The 21,295-nt window shown below is 64.1% G+C and carries 18 protein-coding genes, 1 pseudogene and 1 riboswitch; of the genes and pseudogenes, 11 read left to right on the top strand and 8 right to left on the bottom strand.

The window, feature by feature from the left end:
* Positions 1-219 precede the first annotated feature (219 nt).
* From AC1DXN_RS19670 to AC1DXN_RS19655, 4 genes are all read left to right on the top strand, one after another.
* Complete coding sequence (locus AC1DXN_RS19670) at positions 220-3,660, top strand: helicase-related protein (protein WP_477271475.1); 3,441 nt, start codon at positions 220-222, stop codon at positions 3,658-3,660.
* 27 nt (positions 3,661-3,687) lie between these two features.
* Positions 3,688-4,074 carry an RNA-binding S4 domain-containing protein gene (locus AC1DXN_RS19665; RefSeq protein ID WP_477246175.1) on the top strand — a complete coding sequence of 129 codons (387 nt, stop codon included), beginning with the start codon at positions 3,688-3,690 and terminating at the stop codon, positions 4,072-4,074.
* Between the two features lie 149 nt (positions 4,075-4,223).
* Positions 4,224-4,562: a ferredoxin FdxA gene (gene fdxA, locus AC1DXN_RS19660; protein WP_258606784.1), complete on the top strand. Its 339-nt coding sequence runs from the start codon at positions 4,224-4,226 to the stop codon at positions 4,560-4,562.
* 371 nt (positions 4,563-4,933) lie between these two features.
* The gene (locus tag AC1DXN_RS19655) at positions 4,934-5,515 is read left to right on the top strand and encodes a CarD family transcriptional regulator (RefSeq protein ID WP_112559634.1); all 582 of its coding nucleotides are present in this window, start codon (positions 4,934-4,936) and stop codon (positions 5,513-5,515) included.
* Positions 5,516-5,687: 172 nt separating this feature from the next.
* On the opposite strand, the gene AC1DXN_RS19650 is transcribed toward AC1DXN_RS19655, so the two are convergent.
* From AC1DXN_RS19650 to AC1DXN_RS19640, 3 genes are all read right to left on the bottom strand, one after another.
* The gene (locus tag AC1DXN_RS19650; RefSeq protein WP_477246173.1) at positions 5,688-6,446 is read right to left on the bottom strand and encodes an amino acid ABC transporter ATP-binding protein; all 759 of its coding nucleotides are present in this window, start codon (positions 6,444-6,446) and stop codon (positions 5,688-5,690) included.
* Entirely contained in the window at positions 6,443-7,123 is a 681-nt protein-coding gene (locus AC1DXN_RS19645; RefSeq protein ID WP_477270693.1) for an amino acid ABC transporter permease, read from the bottom strand. Before AC1DXN_RS19645 ends, AC1DXN_RS19650 begins: the two co-directional genes overlap by 4 nt.
* A gap of 149 nt (positions 7,124-7,272) precedes the next feature.
* Entirely contained in the window at positions 7,273-8,046 is a 774-nt protein-coding gene (locus AC1DXN_RS19640; protein WP_477270691.1) for an amino acid ABC transporter substrate-binding protein, read from the bottom strand.
* Between the two features lie 60 nt (positions 8,047-8,106).
* Between AC1DXN_RS19640 and AC1DXN_RS19635 the strand changes: the two genes are divergently transcribed.
* From AC1DXN_RS19635 to AC1DXN_RS19625, 3 genes are all read left to right on the top strand, one after another.
* The gene (locus AC1DXN_RS19635; protein ID WP_477246167.1) at positions 8,107-8,391 is read left to right on the top strand and encodes a hypothetical protein; all 285 of its coding nucleotides are present in this window, start codon (positions 8,107-8,109) and stop codon (positions 8,389-8,391) included.
* Positions 8,388-9,251: an RNA polymerase factor sigma-32 gene (locus AC1DXN_RS19630; protein WP_477246166.1), complete on the top strand. Its 864-nt coding sequence runs from the start codon at positions 8,388-8,390 to the stop codon at positions 9,249-9,251. Before AC1DXN_RS19635 ends, AC1DXN_RS19630 begins: the two co-directional genes overlap by 4 nt.
* Positions 9,252-9,421: 170 nt before the next feature.
* Positions 9,422-11,710 carry a caspase family protein gene (locus tag AC1DXN_RS19625; protein WP_477270689.1) on the top strand — a complete coding sequence of 763 codons (2,289 nt, stop codon included), beginning with the start codon at positions 9,422-9,424 and terminating at the stop codon, positions 11,708-11,710.
* 96 nt (positions 11,711-11,806) lie between these two features.
* Here the strand turns inward: AC1DXN_RS19625 and AC1DXN_RS19620 are convergent, their stop codons facing one another.
* The 4 genes from AC1DXN_RS19620 to thiB all read right to left on the bottom strand — a co-directional run bounded on the left by AC1DXN_RS19620 (position 11,807) and on the right by thiB (position 17,185).
* Positions 11,807-13,213: a M48 family metalloprotease gene (locus tag AC1DXN_RS19620; RefSeq protein WP_477270687.1), complete on the bottom strand. Its 1,407-nt coding sequence runs from the start codon at positions 13,211-13,213 to the stop codon at positions 11,807-11,809.
* Positions 13,214-13,533: 320 nt separating this feature from the next.
* On the bottom strand, positions 13,534-14,313 hold the full coding sequence (thiQ, locus tag AC1DXN_RS19615; protein ID WP_477270685.1) for a thiamine ABC transporter ATP-binding protein: 780 nt from the start codon (positions 14,311-14,313) through the stop codon (positions 13,534-13,536).
* Positions 14,310-15,899 carry a thiamine/thiamine pyrophosphate ABC transporter permease gene (gene thiP / locus AC1DXN_RS19610; protein WP_477271473.1) on the bottom strand — a complete coding sequence of 530 codons (1,590 nt, stop codon included), beginning with the start codon at positions 15,897-15,899 and terminating at the stop codon, positions 14,310-14,312. The genes thiQ and thiP overlap by 4 nt, the downstream gene beginning before the upstream one ends.
* 272 nt (positions 15,900-16,171) lie before the next feature.
* Positions 16,172-17,185: a thiamine ABC transporter substrate binding subunit gene (gene thiB, locus AC1DXN_RS19605; protein WP_477270683.1), complete on the bottom strand. Its 1,014-nt coding sequence runs from the start codon at positions 17,183-17,185 to the stop codon at positions 16,172-16,174.
* Positions 17,186-17,228: 43 nt separating this feature from the next.
* Positions 17,229-17,343, bottom strand: a riboswitch (TPP riboswitch).
* An 87-nt stretch (positions 17,344-17,430) separates the two neighbouring features.
* Here thiB and AC1DXN_RS19600 point away from each other — a divergent pair.
* Genes AC1DXN_RS19600 through AC1DXN_RS19585 form a run of 4 tightly spaced genes read left to right on the top strand, consistent with a single transcriptional unit; the run spans position 17,431 to position 20,496 of the window.
* A complete protein-coding gene (locus AC1DXN_RS19600; protein WP_477270681.1) occupies positions 17,431-18,075 on the top strand; it encodes a thiamine diphosphokinase in 645 nt (214 codons plus the stop codon).
* Position 18,076: 1 nt separating this feature from the next.
* Complete coding sequence (locus AC1DXN_RS19595) at positions 18,077-19,897, top strand: ABC-F family ATP-binding cassette domain-containing protein (protein WP_477270679.1); 1,821 nt, start codon at positions 18,077-18,079, stop codon at positions 19,895-19,897.
* 57 nt (positions 19,898-19,954) lie between these two features.
* Complete coding sequence (locus AC1DXN_RS19590; RefSeq protein ID WP_477246154.1) at positions 19,955-20,197, top strand: type II toxin-antitoxin system CcdA family antitoxin; 243 nt, start codon at positions 19,955-19,957, stop codon at positions 20,195-20,197.
* Entirely contained in the window at positions 20,197-20,496 is a 300-nt protein-coding gene (locus AC1DXN_RS19585) for a CcdB family protein (protein WP_477246152.1), read from the top strand. The genes AC1DXN_RS19590 and AC1DXN_RS19585 overlap by 1 nt, the downstream gene beginning before the upstream one ends.
* Positions 20,497-20,530: 34 nt before the next feature.
* On the opposite strand, the pseudogene AC1DXN_RS19580 reads toward AC1DXN_RS19585, so the two are convergent.
* Positions 20,531-21,295: pseudogene (locus AC1DXN_RS19580) on the bottom strand (hypothetical protein); the annotation flags it as partial.

The raw sequence follows: 21,295 nt of genomic DNA, 5'->3' as shown, positions 1-21,295 counted from the left end.
AGCTGAACCTGCAGGAGTCACTGATTCGTCGCCGATTCGTTCCAGACTCGTTCCAACTGTTAACCGCGGACGGATTCGGCCCTCGAACGCGACCTTCGGACAGCAGGCAGGAACATTCCGCTTTCGCTTCGCGCGTGAAATCCCTATGTGTCGCCTGTCACACGCGCCACATTGAGGCGCGCTCCCGACAACACGGCAGAAAGCCTTATTTCCAGGTCGATGAACATTCAGCCGAAACACACTGAGCCGCTGATCTTGTCGGGCCGCGACGTGACCGCTGTGCTCGGCCCGACCAACACCGGCAAAACCCATCTCGCCATCGAGCGCATGGTGGCGCATGAAAGCGGCATTATCGGCCTGCCGCTCAGGCTGCTTGCCCGCGAAGTCTATGCCCGCGTCTGCGAGAAGGTCGGCGCCCACAAGGTGGCGCTCATCACCGGCGAGGAGAAGATCCAACCGGCAGGCGCCAGATATTCCGTCTGTACCGTCGAAGCCATGCCGCGCGAGACCGACGCCGCCTTCGTTGCCATCGACGAGGTGCAGCTGGCCGGCGATCTCGAACGCGGCCACATCTTCACCGACCGCATCCTGCATCTGCGCGGCCGCCAGGAGACGCTGCTGCTCGGTGCAGCCACCATGCATGGCATCCTGCAGCGCCTGCTGAAGGGCGTCTCGGTGGTGACGCGGCCGCGGCTGTCGCATCTCGCCTATGCCGGATCGAAGAAGCTGACCCGTTTGCCCCGGCGCACGGCGATCGTCGCCTTCTCCGCCGACGAGGTCTATGCCATTGCCGAACTGATCCGCCGCCAGCAGGGCGGTGCTGCCGTCGTGCTCGGCGCTCTGTCACCCCGCACCCGCAACGCGCAGGTGGCGCTGTTCCAGTCGGGCGATGTCGACTACTTGATCGCCACCGACGCCATCGGGATGGGCCTCAACCTCGATCTTGATCACGTCGCCTTCGCCCAGAACCGCAAATTCGACGGCTACCAGTACCGCAATTTGACGGCGGCCGAACTCGGCCAGATCGCCGGTCGTGCCGGCCGGCATCTGCGCGACGGAACCTTTGGCGTCACCGGCCAGGTCGATCCGCTCGACGAGGAACTGGTCAAGCGGATCGAAGGACATGAGTTCGATCCGGTGAAAGTGCTGCAATGGCGCTCTGCCCGTTTCGACTTTGCCAGCCTCGATGCGCTGAAGCGCTCGATCGAGACCAACGCGCCGGTCGAAGGCCTGACGCGGGCGCTGCCGGCGGTCGACGCTCAGGCGCTCGAGTATTTGTCCCGCGACGAGGACATAAAGGCGCTGGCCACCGACCCCAAACGCGTTGCGCTTCTGTGGGAAGCCTGCGCCCTGCCCGACTACCGGAAGATCGCGCCGGCCCAGCATTCGGACCTCATCGCCTCGATCTACATGGACCTGGCCAGGCACGGTCATGTCGACGAGAACTACATGGCCGAGCAGGTGCGCCGCGCCGACACCACCGAGGGCGACATCGACACGCTGTCGCACCGTATTGCCGAGATCCGCACCTGGACATTCGTGTCCAACCGACCCGGCTGGCTGGCCGATCAGGCACACTGGCAGGAAAAGACGCGCGAAATCGAAGACAGATTGTCGGATGCGCTGCATGAGCGGTTGACGAAACGCTTCGTAGACCGCAGGACTTCCGTCCTCATGCGGCGCCTTAGAGAAAATACCATGCCTGAAGCCGAAATCAGCCCAACCGGAACCGTCCTTGTCGAAGGCCACCATGTCGGCGAGTTGCAAGGATTCCGCTTCACCGCCGACCAGAGCGCCGGCGGCGAAGACGCCAAGGCCGTGCGTGCGGCAGCCCAGAAGGCGCTTGCCGCCGAGTTCGAGGCGCGCGCCGAACGCTTCGGTGCCTCGTCCAATGGTGATATCGCGCTCGGCTCGGACGGCACGCTGCGCTGGATTGGCGCGCCGATCGGCACGCTGGTTTCGGGCGACGAAGCCCTGAAGCCGCGCCTCGTGCTGCTGGCCGACGAGCAGCTCACCGGCCCCGCCCGCGACAAGGTCGCGGCGCGCGCCGAGCGCTTCGTCAATTTCCAGATCGAATCCCTGCTGAAGCCGCTGGTCGACCTCAAGAACGCCGAGCAGATCACCGGCATCGGCCGCGGCATCGCCTTCCAGCTCGTCGAGCATTTCGGCCTCATCAACCGCCGCGACATCGCCGAGGAGATGAAGTCGCTCGACCAGGAGGGACGCGCCGCGCTCCGCCGCCTCGGCGTGCGCTTTGGCGCCTACCATGTCTTCGTGCCGGCGTTGATCAAGCCGGCTCCGGCCGGTCTGGTGACGCTTTTGTGGGCGCTGAAGAATGACGGCAAGGACAAGCCGGGGTTTGGCGACGTGGTCCACGCGCTGGCTTCCGGCCGCACCTCGGTGGTCATCGACCCAGCTTTCGACAAGACCTTCTACAAGCTCGCCGGCTACCGCAATCTCGGCCGTCGCGCCGTGCGCATCGACATTCTGGAGCGGCTGGCCGACCTGATCCGTCCGGCGACCAACTGGAAGCCCGGTCTCGGCCAGCGCCCCGACGGCGCCTATGACGGCCAGGCCTTCATGGTGACGCCGCCGATGATGTCGATCCTCGGCGCCACCGCCGACGACATGGAAGAGATCCTCAAAGGCCTCGGCTATCGCGCCGAGCCCAAGCCGGCGGCCGAAGTGAAGGCGCGGCTCGAAGCGCAGGACAATGCCGCGCGTGAAGCCGCCGCAGCCAAGTTGGCGGCGGAAGAGGCTGCCCGCGCCGAGCAGGCCAAGGCGGCAGAAGCCGCGACTGCCGATACGGCTGTCGAGGCGCCAGCTGAAGGTTCGGAGCCTGATGCGGCTGCCGCTACCGAGGTTGCAGCCGAGGCTGTCGCGGAGCCTGTTGCCGAAGCAGCAGCGGAGGCCGTTGCGGACGCCCAGCCGGAAACTCCGGTTGCGGTCGCGGAAGACGCGCCGCCGGTAGCCGAAGCCGCAGCAGAAGCCCCTGCGGAACCAGCGGCTGAGGCCGAAGCTGTCGAGGTTGAAGCCGCACCGGCAGAGCCCGAGGCGGAAGTCGAAGTCGTCGAAGCGGAAGCAGCATCGGCAGAACCGGTAACCGAGGCTTCGGCCGCGAGCGAAGATACAGCGGCTGAGCCAGCCGTGGTGGCGGAAGCCGCCGCCGGCGAGCCTGTGCCGGAGGCCGAAGCGCCAAAACCCATCCTGTTGTGGCGCCAGGGTCGCTTCGACCAGCGCCCGCGCAATCGTCAGCACGAAAACCGCGGCCGTCCGCGCAACGGCCAGGCCGCGCGCAATGATGCGCCGGCGGACGCCGCGGGCGGGCAGCCGGCAGGCGCGCCGGGCGATCGGCCGGCCCATCCGGGACGCCGCGATCAGCGCGACGGTGCCGGCAAGCCGCGCTTCGACCGCTCGAAGTTCAAGCCGAAGCCGCAAGGCGAAGGCGCAGAGCGCCGCGATGGCAAGCCGCAGGGCGAGCGTCCCGATCGCCGCGATAACAGGTCCGACTGGAAGGGTGGCAGACCGGAGGGCAAGGGTGGCGCGCCGGGCGCAAAGCCCGCCTTCCAGCCCAAGCCGCGCGAAGAGCGCCCGGTGCGCTTTGACCCGGACTCGCCCTTCGCCAAGCTCGCCGCCTTGCGCGACCAGCTGAAGAAGTAGGCTCGGTCCGCTCCGATGGTTGCCCCAGTGGTCGCCAGAGACCGACAGCGCATCGACAAATGGCTGTTCTTTTCGCGCGCGGTGAAATCGCGCTCGCTGGCGGCCAAGCTGGTGGTCGCCGGACGCGTCCGCATCAATCGCGACAAAGCAGCGCAGGCATCGGATATGGTCAAACCCGGTGACGTCCTGACCATCACGCTGGAGCGGCGCATCTTCGTCTGGAAGGTGCTGAACACCGGTACGCGGCGCGGCCCTGCCGAGGAGGCGCGCCTGCTTTACGAAGACATGTCTCCACCGCCGGTGCCGAAAGACGAGGCCGTGCCGGACGCGATCCCGGCATTGCGCGAGGCAGGCAGCGGCCGTCCAACCAAGAAGCAACGCCGCCAGACTGACTGGCTGATCGGCGAGGATTGAGCCACAACCGGCTTTCGCCGCAGCGACGTTGTGGAATTCCATTCCGGGCGCGCTGATGCCGCCAGGAATGGCTGCCCTTGCCAGCGGCGGACAAAGGCGTTACCTCACCAAAAAAGCCCAGCAAAAATGGGACGTCCCGGAGCCGACCGATGACCTATGTCGTGACCGACAACTGCATCAAATGCAAGTACATGGACTGCATCGAGGTATGTCCGGTCGACTGTTTCTACGAAGGCGAGAACATGCTCGTCATTCATCCCGACGAGTGCATCGACTGTGGCGTCTGTGAACCGGAATGCCCGGCCGACGCGATCAAGCCCGACACCGAGCCGGGCCTGGAAAAGTGGCTGCAGGTCAACACCGAATACGCCGAGAAATGGCCCAACATCACCGCCAAGAAGGAGCCGCCGGCAGACGCCAAATCCTTCGATGGCGAGGCCGGAAAATTCGAGAAGTATTTCTCCGCCGAGCCCGGCGAAGGCGACTGACGAGAGTGCAGGTTTGGCCGGCATAACGCCGCGTAACGGGCGTGACACATCAACTGCCTTGACAGGCAGCGATTGTGCTTGGCCTTCGCGAATGCAGCAAAACCTTGATTCTTCCGACTTTTTGTGTTACATCAGCCCAACATGCCGGTGACACAACGTCGATTTATGGCGCAAACGCCCCAAATCACTGAAAGGTGAGTTTCTCAATCCGGACCAGAGCGATCTGGGGCGGGCGGTCGCATTCTGTGCGGTTTGCCGGTCCCGGCTTTTCCGGTGGGCTCACCTGTTGTGCGGCTAACGGTCGGTAATCCCGGTCGGGCGAGTTCGGGCCGGCAGGACGCCGGTACCACAACGAAGGAGTTCAGGGCGTAATGGCAACGATCACCCCGCAGAAGAAGTCCACCGCGGCGCGTCACGGTTTCAAAACCGGCGAGTACATCGTCTATCCGGCGCACGGCGTTGGCCAGATCGTCTCGATCGACGAGCAGGAAGTTGCGGGCCACAAGCTGGAACTCTTCGTCATCGACTTCCAGAAGGACAAGATGCGCCTCAAGGTGCCGGTCGCCAAGGCGACCTCCATCGGCATGCGCAAGCTGTCGGAAGAGGATTATGTCGAGCGCGCGCTGAAGGTCGTTCAGGGCCGCGCCCGCGTCAAGCGCACCATGTGGTCGCGCCGCGCCCAGGAATATGATGCCAAGATCAATTCCGGCGACCTGATCTCGATCTCGGAAGTGGTGCGCGACCTCTACCGCGCCGACAACCAGCCGGAGCAGTCCTATTCCGAGCGTCAGCTCTATGAGGCGGCGCTCGACCGCATGGCGCGCGAGATCGCGGCCGTCAACCGCATGTCGGAGACCGAAGCGGTGCGCCTCATCGAGGTGAACCTCAACAAGGGTCCGAAGCGCGGCGCCAAGGCCGACAACGAAGAATCCGAACAGGAAGAAGCTGCCTGATCGCTTTCGTCCCAGAATTCATGAAAAACCCGGCCTGGCGCCGGGTTTTTTGTTTCTGGGGTAAACCCTCTCCCTTGTGGGGAGGGTCGCTGCGAAGCAGCGGGGTGGGGGTGCAGCGCAGCCCCCGACCCGGACCTCCCCACAAGGGGGGGGTAGAAGGCCCTGCGATTGCCTACGCCTCGCCCGCCTCTTGCTTCAGCGTCGCGATAAAACGCTTGGTCCGCTGCTGTTCCGGATTGCTGAACAGCACGGCTGCCGGACCTTTTTCGACAACGACGCCGGCATCGAGAAACACCACTTCCTGCGCGATCTTGGAGGCGAGCCTCAGATCATGCGTCGCCATCACCATGGTCGTGCCTTCGCTGGCGAGCTGACCGAGCACGTCGACCACTTCCTGCGCCAGTTCCGGATCGAGCGCCGAGGTCGGCTCGTCGCAGAGCAGCACTTTCGGTGACGGCGCCAGCGCCCGGGCGATCGCCACGCGCTGTTGCTGGCCGCCTGATAGCGTTGCCGGCCACGCATCGGCCTTGTGCGCCATGCCGACCTTTTCGAGCAGCGCGAGCGCCCGCTCGCGCGCCTTGGCAGTCGGCCATTTCAGCACCGTCACCAGCCCCTCCATGACATTCTCGATCGCGGTGCGATGCGGGAACAGCTGAAAATTCTGGAACACCATGCCGGTCTGCAGCCGCAACCGCTGAATATCCCGCGTGGAGACCTTGACGCCCGGACGAAACTCCAGCGTCTCATCACCGATGCGCACCGTACCCGAGGTCGGGATTTCCAAGAGGTTGATGCAGCGCAGAAGCGTGCTCTTGCCGCCACCCGAGGGACCCACAAGCGCGGTGACGCTGCCCTCCTCGATGGCGACGCTGACGCTCTTTAGCACAAGGTTGTCGCCAAACCGCTTCTCGATGCTGGTGAGACCAATCATGAGCGCGCCTCCAGAAAGCCGCCATAGCGGTTAAGCCGGGTTTCCAGTCGCGTCTGCAGGGCTGAGAGAACCGAGCTCAGCGCCAGATACAGGATCGCCGCCTCGACATAGAGGATCAGCGGCTCGTAGGTGGTGGCGACGATGCGCTGCGCCGCCTGGAACATTTCCGGCACAGTAATGGCCGCGGCCAGCGACGTATCCTTTACCAGCGAGATGAAGGTGTTGGAGAGCGGCGGCACCGCGACGCGGCCGGCTTGCGGCAGGATGGTGCGCCGCATCGCCTGGCTCCAGGTCATGCCCATTGAATAGGCGGCTTCCCACTGGCCTTTCGGCACCGAGCCGATGGCCGCGCGGATGATTTCCGAGGTGTAGGCGCCGATGTTGAGCGTGAAGCCGATCAGCGCCGCGGTGAAGGCATCAAGCAGAATGCCGACTGACGGCAGGCCGTAGAAGATCAGGAACAGCTGCACCAGGAGCGGCGTGCCGCGGAAGATCCAGACGTAGAAGCGCACAAGCGCGACCAACGGCCTTGATCCGAACAGCCTGGCAAGTGCTGCGCCCAGGCCGACAGCCAAGCCGAGGACGAAAGACAGCAACGTTAGCGGTACGGTGAAGATGAGCGCCGCCCACAACAGCGTCGGCAACGAGTCCAGCATCAGTTGCAGCCAGTGCGGCACGAACGGCGCCTCCCCTCACACAACTGCCGTTCCCAGTCTGGCAGTGCGACTATGCGGTTGTCATATCAAGCGAAAAACGGCGAGCCATCAAAGACGGCCCGCCGCTATTTGTGATCGGGCCGGGCAAGCAACCCGCTCCGGGAATGCCGTTACTGCGACACGTCCTGGCCGAAATAGGTGTCGGCGATCTTCTTATAGGTGCCGTCGGCCTTGATGTCGGCCAGCGCCTTATTGATCGCTGCCACCAGTTCCGGATCGCCCTTGCGCACGATGACGCCGGAATACTCGGCGTTTTCCTGCCGCGCGGAGATCTTCACATTGGCGTCCGGCTTGTGCTTCTTGAAGTCGAGGAAGGACAGGCTGTCATTGATCGTGGCATCGGCACGGCCGGTGAGCAGCAGCTGGATCGACTGGTCGAAGCCGTCCGTGCCGACGAGTTCGGCGCCGTTGGCCTCGGCGAGTTTGCCGAAATTCGAGGTCAGCGACGACGCCACCTTCTTGCCCTTGAGATCGGGGAACGCCTTGATGGCGGTGTCGTCGCCGCGCACGATCAGCACCGCCTTGGAGGCGATGTAGGGATCGGAAAAGTCGTACTTCGCCTTGCGGGCGTCGGTGATGCCGACTTCGTTGATGACGGTGTCATAACGGTTGGCGTCGAGGCCGGCGATCAACCCGTCCCATTTGCCCTCGAGGAACTCGACTTTCACGCCGAGCTTGTCGCCGATCGCCTTGGCGATCTCGACGTCGAAGCCGACCAGCGCGCCGGCATCATTGTGATAGGTGAAGGGCGGATAGGTGCCTTCCGTGCCGACCTTGATGGTGCCGGCCTGCTTGATCTGGTCGAGATTGGCACCGGCGTGGCCGGTTGTGACAGCCAGAACCTGCAGCGTTCCGGCGATGACAAGTGAGTTGAGCCATTTCATTTTTCTGTGATCCCGTCCTTGGCCGGTGTCCGGCGCATTGTGAGAGCCGGAAACTGACAGATGCCGAGCCGCAAAATAAGGAACCAGATTTCAAAAATCGGCCGCGCCCGGAACCGAATTCTCAAAACCATGCCGGCTGGCGCCAACCAGCCGCGCTTCGGGTCGCTGCAACCTTGTTACCGGCAGCACAACCCACGCGACATGAGCGGCGGAACCAATCCCGCGCATGGCACGTTCTTGGCTGTTGTAGGGCACGGCGTCACCATTTCAACCACCCGACGCCAGACCAGGGATCGCGGTCGCCAAGCCGTCCGCAATGCCCGTAACAGGGAGCGCGGCGCATGATGGAAGACACGGCAGGACGGACCATGGTCCGCACGGCGATGAAAGCTCCCTATCTCGAGCGCGACGAGGAGCACATATTGGCGCTGCGCTGGAAGGAGAACCAGGACCAGCACGCGCTGCACCAGATCACCGTCGCGCATATGCGGCTGGTCATCTCCATGGCCTCCAAATTCCGTCACTATGGCCTGCCGCTCGGCGACCTGATCCAGGAAGGCCATGTCGGCCTGCTGGAAGCGGCGGCGCGTTTCGAGCCGGAGCGCGAAGTCAGGTTTTCGACCTATGCGACCTGGTGGATCCGCGCTTCGATGCAGGATTACATCCTGCGCAACTGGTCGATCGTGCGCGGCGGCACCAGTTCGGCGCAGAAGGCATTGTTCTTCAACCTGCGGCGGTTGCGCGCCCGGCTGGCGCAAGGCGCCGAGCCGATCTCCAACGCCACGCTCTACCGCGAAGTGTCGGTGGCGCTTGGCGTTTCCGAAGCCGATGTGGCGATGATGGATTCGCGCCTTTCGGCGCCCGATAGTTCGCTCAATGCGCCGCTCGCCGACGACGCCGGCGCGACCGAGCGGATGGATTTCCTGATCTCGGACGACCCCTTGCCCGACGAGATCGCTGGCGACACCATCGATGTCGAACGCAGGTCCGGCTGGCTGAAGACGGCGCTCGGCGCGCTCAACGCTCGCGAACTCAGGATCATCGAGGAACGCCGGCTGAGCGACGAGGGCGCGACGCTCGAAGCGCTCGGCGAGACGCTCGGCATCTCCAAGGAACGGGTCCGCCAAATCGAGGCGCGCGCCATGGAAAAGCTGAAAATAGCGCTGGTGCGGCAGAACCCGGAGTTCCTGGCGACGGCCGCCTGAACGCACCTGTGGAGTCTCTGAGGGTCAACGTAAGACTTTAATTAAATAAGAATATATCGCCGCCATGGCGGCATTCCTCTATATTTGTGGATTGTGACCCCTTTTACAGACCCGGCCGCTGCAAATTGCGTTCTTGCGACCGAACAGGTCATAGCGGATGGGGATTTGCCATGTTGCGATGCTACGCGATCCTTGCAGCCTTGGTCCTTGTGGGCCTCACGACATTCGATGCGCGAGCCGATCGGCGGGTTGCCTTTGTCATCGGCAATTCCGAGTACCGGGACATTCCCGCTCTCAACAATCCGGACAAGGACGCCGACGATGTGTCGAACACTTTTCGGCAGGCTGGCTTCGATGTGTTCCTTGCCAAGGACGTCACCAGGCTTCAGTTCGAGGAGCAGTTCCGCAACTATCTCGCGGCCGCGGACGGCGCCGATCTGGCCGTCGTCTACTACTCCGGCCACGGCTTCCAGATCGGCGGCGAGAATTTCCTGATCCCGGTCGATGCCTCGCTCAAGGATGCAGCCGACATCGAGGTCCAGGCTGTCAAGCTGGATGATGTGCTTGAGCAGCTGCGCTCGAAATCCAAGATCCAGGTGATCATTCTCGATGCCTGCCGCAACAATCCGTTCCCACGCAAGGACTATTGGCTGCGCGACCAGCTGATCATCACCGGCGGCACCGGCCTCGCGCAAGTCAAAAGCTCGCAGAACACGTTGATCGCCTTTGCCACGGAACCGGGAGCAATCGCCTATGACGGAACCGGCGATCTCAGCCCCTTCTCGTCGGCATTCTCGCGCCGGGCACTGGCGCCGAACCAGGAGATACGCACGGTCATGGCCGCGGTGCGCCGTGATGTCGTCAAGGCCACGGATGGCAAGCAGGTTCCGTGGGAAAACTCCTCGCTGATCGACGACGTCGTGCTGATGCGTCGCGTGACCCGGCCCTCGCTGCCGCCAGTGCTGGAGAAGGTCGTGCCGTCCGGCGCCGGTCCTGTCGCGCTGGACCTGCCGCAGCCTGTCGACGTCGACGGCGGCGCGGTCACCGTCAGCATTGAAAGCCCGCCGACGCTCGGCCGGCTGACGCTGGATGGCAAACCCGTCGAAGTGGGCCAGCCAATCCAGGGCAAGGATCTGCCGCGTCTGAAGATGGAGGTTCCCAAGGGCGTCGGCGCGCAGGAACAAGTGGACACGGTGGCCTACGCCACGCATGACGATTGGGGCGGCGAATCCAAAGGCGTTCTGGTGCTGCGGGTCATGAGCGGCGAGGGCGCTGACGGCAAGCAGATCATCGCCTCGCTCAAGAATGAGCAGAAGCAGCGGGTGCTTGAGCGCGGCATCCATGTCTCCGGGGCCGCCGAGGCGATCGGGGATCGCGATGTCAAGGTTCCGGTCGGAATAGGCCCGGTGCCGCTGAAGCTGGATCTGCCGGCAAAGGATCCAGGCATCAGCCTTAAGCTCGCCAGCTATCCGGCAACGGGAACGCTGTCGCTGCCGGACCGCATCCTGTCACCTCAATCGAGCCTGATGGCCAATGAAGTCAGTGATTTGCGTTATGAGCCGCAGGTCGGTTCGACAGCTGCCGTCGAGATCGGCTTCGAAATCCGAGCCAACAATTCGTCGAAGCGGGCGACGATGACGCTGTCGCCAAGCGTCGACCCTTGCGACCAGGCGGCAGGCGAACCCCTCGACCTGCAAGGTGTGGTCCCAGGACTGCTGCCCAACGAGATCGGCGGCAACGCGGTCGAGCTTTGCCAGGCGGCGGTCAAGGCCTACCCCGACATCGCCCGCTTCCACTACGAACTGGGCCGTGCCTTGCTGGCGTCAGGCAAGGTCGACGAAGCCAGCAAGGCGATCCAGGAGGCTGCCGACCGGGGACATGTCCGGGCCGTCTTCGAACTCGGCCGCATCGCCTCGTCCGGAATAGGGACGCCTGCGGATGCCACGAAAGCCAATGGCCTCTACTCAGAAGCGTCCGCCAAGGGAGACCCTTACGCGATGACGGCGTGGGGACGGTCCTTGTTCAATGGCCTCGGCGTGAAGCGCGATATCGGCAAGGGATTGGACCTGCTGCTCAAGGCGGCGGCGATGGGGCATAGCAATGCCATGAACGACCTCGCCGTGATCTTCAAGGACGGCCGCAATGGCGTGCCCGCCGACTCGGCCCGTGCCGTCGCCTTCCTCAGGGCCGGCATCGAACGGCAGAACATCTATGCGATGAGCATTCTCGGTCCTGCCGGGCGCAATGCCCTGGCGATCGCCGCCTGCACGCCCGAAACGAAAACAATCACGAAGATAAAGGTCATTCGCACGAAACCGCCCAAGGTCGCCAAGCCCAAAAGGGAGCCCCTCCCGAAACTTCTCGGACCGGTACCGAGCGAACCCGGTCCATTCATTGTGCCCTGGCGTGGCAGTGGTGACGGCAGTGGCGGACAACGCGGCGGCGGCAGCCCTGGCTGACCGCGGCGGTCGTTGGCGGCTGACCAGACGATGTGAGTGGAATCACCTTCGCCACCACCCGCTGGCGAGCCAAAGCACCGCCTGCCCGTCCGATTCTTACTTGTCGGTGACGATCTTGACCTTGTCGCCGGCCGAAACGGCGGCCCCTGGTGATAGCGCGTTGAGCACGCGGAACAGGTCGAGCTTGCGATCGACGCCGACCATCTGCGCCGACAGCGATCCCATGGTCTGCCCCGGCTGCACCGTGACGACGCGGATATGCAACGGCTTCAGCGCCGCCTTCTCGGCAGCACTCAGGATGCGGAACGAGCCGCTGACCGAGCGCGCCACCGGGTCCAGCGCGGTGCTGGCCGATGGTGCCGCCGTCAGCAGCCGGTAGACCTGGCCGCCGGCACGGATCACCGCAATATCGAACTGCCAGCCTTCGGCACCAGCATGCGCGGTCGCCGCTTCATTGCCGTTGATCGTCTCCTGCTTGACGCTGCTGTCGACGAGACCGGCCACCCAGCCACTGCGGATGTAGTCGGTCAGCGGCCGGTTCTTGTCGATCGCGACACCGTCGAAGCGGATCGCCATGTCGCCGGGGCCGGTGGCAGTCACCGCCGCGGCTGAATTGTCGATGATGAAACCGTCCGGCACCGAGAAGGACACGCCGAGCCCCGGATGCATGAAGGTCTGGCCGCGCACATAGCCTTCCTCCGGCGTGTCGCCGTAGAGCAGGCCGTCTATGCCGGCAAGGAAGGAGTCGCGGTCACGCGTGCCGACACCGGGCGCGCCGAACTGGCGGGCATGGCGCTGCGCCAGATCGATGCGCTGCGGCGTGTTGGGGTGCGTCGCCAGGAAGTCGAGGCTGGCGTCGGTGGCGCCGCTGATCGAACGGAAATCGGTATAGGCCGACATCGACTGCAGGAAGCGGCCGGCGGCAAACGGATCGAAACCCGCCTCGCCGATCGACTTGATGCCGATCGCGTCGGCCTCCAGCTCTTGGTTGCGCGAGAACTGGGCGAGCTTCAACTTGCCACGGATCAGCGCCGCCTTGGCGGTCGGACTGTCGCCGAGCACGTCGGAGACGACCTTGGTTGCCAACCCTTCCTCGGCCTCCAGCTGCTGGCGCTGCAGGCCATGGTTGGCGGTGACGTGGCCCATCTCATGAGCGATGACCGCGGCAAGCTCGGCCGAATCATTGGCCAGCGCCAACAGGCCACGGGTGACGTAGAGATAGCCGCCCGGCAGTGCGAAGGCGTTGACGTTGGGCGAATTGAGGATGGTGATGCGATAGGTCTGTGTCGGATTGGCCGACACCACCGTCAGCCTGCCGACGACCTTGGCGACCATGCGCTCGAGTTTGGCATCGGAATATTCACCACCATAGGTGGCGAGGATGCGCGGGTGCTGCGCCTTCGCCAGCTCGGCGAGCTTGCTGTTGGCGGCAACATTGTCGACCGTGATCGGCTTGTCGGACGGCTGGAAGCCGGATTCCTGCACGTCCGGAGGCGTGAACATCTGGCAGCTTGCCAGCGCCACGGCCAAGCCGGCCAGCGTGAGAAAGCGCGCCAGCAGACTGCGTCGTACTGTGTCTGTGCCGGTCGGCAGAACGGCTTCCTTTCGGCTCTCAACACATGATCCCGAACCGAAGGTTCGCGCCGGCGGCTTGGAGATCACGCACAAAATCAAAAACCTACAGCATCCTTGTCGTTCGAATGGACACGACGCTGTAGGGGCAAATCACGGCCTGTGCCGGACCAGTACTGGGCGGACCTAGCCACACTACCTTGACCATGGCAAGCAAGCGCCACTTCGCCTTAACCCGGTTTGGCCGTAAATTATGTCCGCTTCCGGGCAACATCTCGTGATCCGCCCGGACCCGTGCCGATATAGCGCCGAAAGGCGTCGGGGCCAGCCCCGGCAAAGAAATCAGCTGCAGCTCCGGTTGCCGCAACCGTACCATTGTCCAGGAACACCATGTTCTGGCCGACCCGGCGCGCGTCTTCAGGCTGGTGGGTCACGAACAGCACCGTCATCTGCCGTTCCGCATGAACGCCCACAACCAGGTCGAGCATGTCGTCGCGCAGCGCCGGGCCGAGCGAGGCGAAAGGCTCGTCGAGCAAGAGCACCGGCCGGTCGCGCACCAAAACGCGGGCGAGCGCGACGCGCTGGCGCTCGCCGCCGGAGAGTTCGCGTGGCAGGCGTCTCTCCTTGCCGGCAAGGCCGACGCGCTTGAGCGCCTCGGCAATTGCGGCGCGGTCGGCCTCGGTCAGGCTGAGCGAAGGCGAGCGGCCGAGCCCGACATTGCGTTCCACCGAAAGATGGGCAAAGAGATTGTTTTCCTGGAACACCATCGACACCGGCCGCGCCGAGGGCGGTTCGGCGCTGACATCGGCGCCGCCGATCAGCACCCGGCCCGACTGCGGTGTCTCGAAGCCGGCGACCAGATTGAGCAGTGTCGACTTTCCCGAGCCGCTCGCTCCCATGATGGCGGTGATTTTTGACGTCGCGAACTCGACGTCGAATAAGAACGGCACTTCAGCGTAGCTGAACGTGACCTGGTCCAACCGCACGGCCGCGCCTTTTTCGTCGCCGGCGCCCTGGTTCGCGGACGTCATGATTTTTCTCCCCGTCCGAGCCACTCTGCCGCCAGCACCAGCGCCAAACAAACCACGCCAAGCAGCAGCGCCAGGCCAGCGCCGTCGGCCGTGCGGTAGCTGCCCATGCGCGACAACAACAGATAGGGCAGCGTCTGCACGGAATCGCTGCCGAACAGCGCAATGACGCCGAGATCGCCAAGCGACAGCGCCATGGCAAAGGCAAAGCCGGTGGCGAGCGGCCGCCGCAGCGACGGCCAGTCGATCAGCCGCAGCCGGTTCCAGCCGGAAATGCCGAGCAGTAAACAAAGCCGCTCATGGCGTTCGCTCGCCGCATCATAGGCGGGGCGGACGGCGCGAAGGGCAAACGGCATCGCCATCACCGCGTTGACGGTCACGACCATGATCGGAGCAATGGCAAAGACATCGCTGACCGTGCGCAGGGCCAAAAACCAACCCGCGCCGATGACGATCGGCGGCACCACAAGAACAAAGCCGGCGCCGGTGTCGGCGGCGTGTTCGAGCAGCGTTCTGGCGCCAACGCGTCGGCTCAGTGACAACGCCCGCCGCGCCATGATCAGCGACAGCGCCAGCGCCACCGAAAGCAGCGCCGACAGGAAGGCCAGCACAGCGCTGGTCAGCGTCGCCTGCCGCACCGCACTTTCGCCGGCGAGACGGCCGAGATCGGCGTCGAGGCCCGACATCACTGTCGCCGCCATCGGTCCGGCGACGAACAGCAGAGCAACGACGATCAACGTGGCATTTAGCATGGTCTCCGTCACACCAGCCGAAAGATAGCGGCGCGATGCCACCGGCAGATTGGCGTCGCCGACGATGTTGGCGCCAAGCCGCGTCAGGGCCAGCACCACGGCAAAGGTCAGCGCGATCTGCAGCAGCGTTAGCGTGACGGCACGCGCGGGATCGAAATCGAAGCGCAGCGCCTGGTAGATGGCGACCTCCAGCGTCGTCGCGGCCGGCCCGCCACCCAGGATCAGCACGATGGTGAAGGAGGTGATGCAGAGCATGAAGACGAGCCCGGCGACGCCCGGCAGGGCCGCGCGCAATGTCGGCCACTCGATCAGCCGGAAGGCCGGCGCCGCGCCCATGCCAAGCTGGCTGGCCAGCCGCCACTGGTCGGCCGGTACCGTCCCCAGCGCCTCGAGGAACAACCGCACGCTGAGCGGCAGGTTGAAGAACACATGGGCGACCAAGATGCCGGACAGGCCATATATCCCGGGCCAGCTTTGGCCGCTGATCGCACCGAGCACGCCAGCGAAATAGCCGGCGCGGCCATAAAGGGCGAGAATGCCAAGTGCAGCGACGATGGCCGGCAGCGCCAGCGGCACGGCGAACAACTGCAGGATGAAGCCACGCCCTAGGAAGTGCGGATGCCGCGACAGCGCGCGTGCCACAAACAGCGCCGGCACTACGGAAAGCAGCGTCGAGAGCGCCGCCTGCCACAGCGTGAAGCGGGCGACACGCAGGAGATAGGGATCGAAGGCTGCCCATGCGCCCGAGAAATCGTGAGCGCCTTCGATGAGCAGCCCGGCAAATGCACCGCCGATCAGCAGCGCGATTGCGGCGAGCGCGACGATGCCGGCGATCATGCGGGGATCAGACGCGCGTTGCACGCTGGACCGCCAATCTTCGGATTGCGGCACTTACAAAGGATTGCGTTCCTTCGCGCCCCCCTCTGTCCTGCCGGACATCTCCCCCACGAGGGGGGAGATTGGCTATTCCACCGCTCCGCTTACTCCTGCGACCTCGGCAATTGGCGAAGGCCGCCATGACGGCCGATCTCCCCCCTCGTGGGGGAGATGTCCGGCAGGACAGACGGGGGCGCCATAGAGCGATCATCTTCGATCAGCTTGCCACAAAGCTATTTGCTCATCACCGCCAGCCACTCATCCACCCAGGCCTTGCGGTTGGCCGCGACCTCCTCGGGACTGAACAGCAAGGTCTTGGCCGGCTTGACCAGTTTGTCAAAGGCAGGGTTGAGCGGCTTGTCGGTCTTTCCGGCCGGGAACATCCAGTTGGTCTCGGGGATGACATCCTGGAATTTCGGCCCGGTCATGAAGGCGATGAACTTTTCCGCCAGCGGATTCTTCGCACCTGTCGTGGTGATGCCGGCAACCTCGATCTGCAGATACTCGCCCTCTTCGAAGGAAGCCGCCTGGTAGCGCTCGGTGTTTTCAGCGACCACGTGGTAGGCCGGCGAGGTGGTGTAGGACAGCACCATCGGCGCCTCGCCCTTGGTGAACAGGCCATAGGCCTCGCTCCAGCCCGGCGTCACGGTCAGCACCTTTGCCCTGAGCTTGGCCCAGGCTTCCGGCGCCTTGTCGCCATAGACCGACTTCACCCACAAAAGCAGGCCGAGACCCGGCGTCGAGGTGCGCGGATCCTGGATGACGATCTTCTCGTCGGCACTGCCTTCGACCAATTCCTTCAGGCTCTTGGGCGGGACTTTTAGCTTTTCGGTGTCGTAGACGACGGCGAAATAGCCATAGTCGAACGGCACGAAAGTGTCGTCGCTCCAGCCGCCGGGCACGTTGACATCCGACACCGCGCCATGCGGCGCAAACAGGCCGGAGGCCTTGGCCTCGGCGGTGAGATTGGTGTCGAGGCCGAGCACGATATCGGCCTTGGTCGCGGCGCCTTCCAGCTTGACGCGGTTGAGCAGCGCCACGCCGTCGGCGACCGAGACGAAGTCGAGGATGCACGCGCATTCGGCCTCGAATTCCTTCTTCACCGCGGGGCCCGGACCCCAGTCGGCGGTAAAGCTCTCATAGGTGTAGACGGTGAGCTTTTCCTGGGCCGATACCGGCTCGGACGTGGCAAAAACAGATGCCGCAAAAACTGTTGCTGAGACAAGAGAGTAAAAAAGCGTGCGCATCGGCGCCTCCTTCGTTCGCGTTGAAAGGAATTGAGGCGTCGGGCTATCCGAAACGTCTAATCCCTCCGCCGGTACAAACCGGATCAGGTTCAGCGGGTTGGCAAATCTGCCTCTCAGCCGGTCCGCGAAGATTGCGTCCGGCACCCCGTTAGAGCGTTTCGACACATAGGCCCGGCCGATCGACCGCGCAAGTGGGAGTTTGCCGCCTTCCGTTTCTCGTGCCGGGCTGGTAAGGGCCACCGGATATGAGCACATTCACCATCCTGCTTGGCGGCGATCTCATCCGCACGCCGCTGCTCGACCGCCAGGTCGAAGGCACGCGCGTCATTGCCGCCGATGCCGGCATCGGCCATGCCAGGATGCTGGGCGTGATGCCGGAACTCTGGGTCGGCGATTTCGATTCCGTGCCGGCCGATCTGCCGGACGATCTGGCGTCGGTGCCCCGCCAGGTGTTTCCGCCGGAAAAAGACAAGACCGACGGCGAATTGGCCATCGCCGCCGCGCTCGAACGCGGGGCAACCAGCCTGGTGCTGGCCGGCGCCTTTGGCGGCAAACGCGCCGACCATGCTTTCCTGCATCTGGCGCTCAGCATCCACCTGGCCGAAACCGGTACGCAGGTGCTTCTGACCAGTGGCGCGCAGGAGGGCATCCCGTTGCTGCCGGGCACGGCCGGTTTCGACTATGCCGACGGCACGCTGTTTTCGATCCTTGGCTTTTCCGATCTGTCCGGCCTGACCGTCACTGGCGCCAAATGGCCGCTCGCCCATGTCGAGGTTGCCTTCGGCTCCTCGCTGACCATTTCCAACGAGGTCAAGGGCCGGCTCGAAATTGCACTGGGTGGTGGCCGCGCACTGTTGCTTGCTCACCCCTACCCTCTTCCAGAAAGCTGACATGGCGCCGCCGCTTCTCAATCTCGACGGGATTAAACTGACTTTTGGCGGCACGCCGTTGCTCGACGGCGCTGCGCTGACGGCATCGGCCGGCGACAAGATCGCGCTGGTCGGCCGCAACGGCTCCGGCAAGTCGACGCTCTTGAAGATTGCCGCCGGGTTGATCGAACCGCAGGACGGCGAAGTGTTCCGCCAACCGTCGGCGACCGTGCGCTACCTTCCACAAGTGCCTGACATGGACGATTTCGCCAGCGTCCGCGCCTATGTCGAGGCAGGATTGGGACCCGCCGACGATCCCTATCGCGCCACCTATCTGATGGAGCATCTCGGTCTGTCCGGCGAGGAGCGACCGAACGACCTTTCCGGCGGCGAGGCAAGGCGCGCCGCCCTTGCCCGCGTGATGGCGCCGGAGCCTGATATCCTGCTGCTTGATGAGCCGACCAACCATCTCGATCTCTCGGTGATCGAATGGCTGGAAGAGGAGCTCGCCCGCACCTCCTCGGCACTGGTGGTCATTTCGCACGATCGCCGCTTTCTCGAGCGCGTGTCGCGCGCCACCATCTGGCTCGACCGCGGCCAGACCCGCCGTCTCGACAAGGGCTTTGGCCATTTCGAGGAATGGCGCGACGTGGTTCTGGAAGAGGAAGAGCGCGAGCAGCACAAGCTCGGCCGCCAGATCGTGCGCGAAGAGCACTGGCTGCGCTATGGCGTGACGGCGCGGCGCAAGCGCAACATGCGCCGGCTCGGCGAATTGCAGACCATGCGCCAGCGCTTTCGCGGCCATCGCGGCGCCGAGGGCGCGGCAAACATGGTGGCCAGCGACGCCGCCGAATCCGGCAAGCTGGTGATCGAGGCGAAAAACATCGAGAAGAGCTTTGGCGACCTCACCGTGGTCAAGGGCTTTTCGACCCGCATCCAGCGCGGCGACCGCGTCGGCCTGGTCGGGCCGAACGGCGCCGGCAAGACGACGCTGCTCAAGATGCTGACCGGCGAGATGAAGCCGGATGTCGGCTCGGTGCGGCTCGGCACCAATCTGGAAATCGCCACGCTCGACCAGAAGCGCGAAGCCGTCGATCCGCAAGAAACGCTGGCGCAATATCTCACCGACGGGCGCGGTGAAAACCTTGTCATCAATGGCGAGCAGCGCCATGTCGTTTCCTACATGAAGGATTTCCTGTTCAAGCCGGAACAGGCGCGCACCCCGGTGCGTGAGCTCTCCGGCGGCGAGCGGGCGCGTCTGCTGCTGGCCCGCGTTTTGGCGCGGCCGGCAAACCTTCTGGTGCTTGATGAGCCGACCAACGACCTCGACATGGAGACGCTGGAACTGTTGCAGGAACTGGTCGCCGGTTTTGCCGGCACCGTCATCCTGGTCAGCCATGATCGCGATTTCCTCGACCGCACCGTGACCAGCCTGATTGCACCGGACGGTGACGGCCACTGGATCGAATATGCCGGCGGCTATTCCGACATGCTGGCGCAGCGTGGCGGCACCAAGCTCGACGATCGCAAGGCGCGAGCGAAGGCCGAAACCGGTGACGCGTCGGCAACGACCAAAAATGAAGCCTCTGTGCCAAAGGGGCCGGCGAAAAAGCTGTCGTTCAAGCAGAAATTCGCGCTGGAATCCCTGCCCAAGAAAATCGAAGCTGTGATGGCTTCAATCTCCAGGCTGGAGAACAACATCGCCGATCCGGCCTATTACGAGCGCGATCCGGCCTCGTTCCAGAAGACCATCGCCGCCCTCGACAAGGAGCGCGCCACGCTGGCGGCGCTCGAGGAAGAATGGCTGGAGCTGGAGATGCTGCGCGAGGAGATGGAGGGGTAGACGATTGCATGCCCTCATTTATGCGCGTATATTATGCGCATAAATGAGGTTGCCTCCATGCTTCAATCGACGCCAAAAACTCAGAGGACGTCCGTCAACACGTCCATTGACTCCCAGTTGATCAAAGACGCCAAAGCGTTGGGTATCAACATCTCCCGAGCTGCCGAGGCCGGTATCGCGAAAGCGATTGCAGCGGAAAAGACGCGTCGATGGCAGGAAGAAAACAAGGGCGCCATCGAAAGCTCCAACGAATATGTCACAAGGAACGGACTGCCATTGGCTAAACACCGGCCGTTCTGATGGCACGTTACGATTTCTATCGAAATACCGAGAGCGACGGCTATCTTCTCGATGTGCAGTCAGACATTCTTGAAGGACTGAACACGAGGGTCGTCGTTCCTTTGATGCAGCCCAGGATTGCCCCGCTTCCTGGCCGCCGACTAAACCCGACCTTCGTTGTAAACGGCAAAGACCATGTGATGGTCACACAGTTTATGTCGGCCTTCAGCGCTTCCGAATTGAGGGACCCAGAGGGAAACCTTTCCAGACATCACGACGACATTGTCGCCGCGCTCGACATGCTGTTCCAGGGCTTCTGAACGAAGGCAACAGCCAGGGCGAGACACTCGTTCCTCAGCCCGCCGTCTTCGCCTGCCAGGCCTTGATCGCCTCGTCGAACACCTTCTCGCCGGGAATGCCTTTTTCCATGGTCAGCAGCGCCCGCCGCCCGGTCTTGTAGACCACCGGCACGTCGATCCAGTCCTGGCCCCTGAGCAAGGTCAGATTGGCGTCTTCGTCCGCCTTCGTGTCGTTGAGCGCCACCAGGAAGAAGCCGTCGGCGATCTTGGCCGGAATGCCGATCAGCGGGCTGCCGGCATCCTGTTCCGAGCTCTTCATGGCGACGCGCAGGATGTTGTCGACGCCACCGCCTTCAAAACCATCCGGCGTCAGGAAGATCATCTCGATGATGTGGCTGGCCGGCAGCGTCTGATCGGTGTTGCGGCGGATGGTCATGCGCAACTGGATGTCCTTGCCGGGGATGGTCGCTTCGGCACGGATCGCCGGTTCCGGCGGCAGGTCACCGCCGGGCGATTCCTGCACCAGCGACCAGACGATGCTGCCGGGCTCGGCCGAACCCTGGGCCGTGCTGGTGCGCTCTTCATAGAAGATTGCCTTCTGGCCGACCGGCAGTGAGGTCTCGGCAGGTGCCGCTGCCGGCGTCGTCGGGGCGGCGGCAGCTGGCGCCGGCGGAGTCGCTGCAGCGTCGGTCGGTGCCGCCGGCGCGGCGCCTGCGGCTGGCGGTGTTGCCGGCGCGGCACCCTCGGCGGGCGGTGTTGCCGGGGCGCCTGCGGCTGGCGGTGTTGCCGGCGCGGCACCCTCGGCGGGCGGTGTTGCCGG

The sequence above is a fragment of the Mesorhizobium sp. P2_H9 genome (genome assembly GCF_056403215.1).
This window is presented reverse-complemented; position numbering and strand designations above follow the sequence as displayed.

Excerpts from the sequence above, each read along its gene's own strand:
- AC1DXN_RS19670 (WP_477271475.1), top strand. The coding sequence starts at position 220 with ATGAACATTCAGCCGAAACACACTGAGCCGCTGATCTTGTCGGGCCGC.
- fdxA (WP_258606784.1), top strand. The coding sequence starts at position 4,224 with ATGACCTATGTCGTGACCGACAACTGCATCAAATGCAAGTACATGGAC.
- AC1DXN_RS19655 (WP_112559634.1), top strand. The coding sequence starts at position 4,934 with ATGGCAACGATCACCCCGCAGAAGAAGTCCACCGCGGCGCGTCACGGT.
- AC1DXN_RS19650 (WP_477246173.1), bottom strand. The coding sequence starts at position 6,446 with ATGATTGGTCTCACCAGCATCGAGAAGCGGTTTGGCGACAACCTTGTG.
- AC1DXN_RS19640 (WP_477270691.1), bottom strand. The coding sequence starts at position 8,046 with ATGAAATGGCTCAACTCACTTGTCATCGCCGGAACGCTGCAGGTTCTG.
- AC1DXN_RS19635 (WP_477246167.1), top strand. The coding sequence starts at position 8,107 with ATGCCGAGCCGCAAAATAAGGAACCAGATTTCAAAAATCGGCCGCGCC.
- AC1DXN_RS19630 (WP_477246166.1), top strand. The coding sequence starts at position 8,388 with ATGATGGAAGACACGGCAGGACGGACCATGGTCCGCACGGCGATGAAA.
- AC1DXN_RS19625 (WP_477270689.1), top strand. The coding sequence starts at position 9,422 with ATGTTGCGATGCTACGCGATCCTTGCAGCCTTGGTCCTTGTGGGCCTC.
- AC1DXN_RS19620 (WP_477270687.1), bottom strand. The coding sequence starts at position 13,213 with ATGTTCACGCCTCCGGACGTGCAGGAATCCGGCTTCCAGCCGTCCGAC.
- thiQ (WP_477270685.1), bottom strand. The coding sequence starts at position 14,313 with ATGACGTCCGCGAACCAGGGCGCCGGCGACGAAAAAGGCGCGGCCGTG.
- thiP (WP_477271473.1), bottom strand. The coding sequence starts at position 15,899 with ATGATCGCCGGCATCGTCGCGCTCGCCGCAATCGCGCTGCTGATCGGC.
- thiB (WP_477270683.1), bottom strand. The coding sequence starts at position 17,185 with ATGCGCACGCTTTTTTACTCTCTTGTCTCAGCAACAGTTTTTGCGGCA.
- AC1DXN_RS19600 (WP_477270681.1), top strand. The coding sequence starts at position 17,431 with ATGAGCACATTCACCATCCTGCTTGGCGGCGATCTCATCCGCACGCCG.
- AC1DXN_RS19595 (WP_477270679.1), top strand. The coding sequence starts at position 18,077 with ATGGCGCCGCCGCTTCTCAATCTCGACGGGATTAAACTGACTTTTGGC.
- AC1DXN_RS19590 (WP_477246154.1), top strand. The coding sequence starts at position 19,955 with ATGCTTCAATCGACGCCAAAAACTCAGAGGACGTCCGTCAACACGTCC.
- AC1DXN_RS19585 (WP_477246152.1), top strand. The coding sequence starts at position 20,197 with ATGGCACGTTACGATTTCTATCGAAATACCGAGAGCGACGGCTATCTT.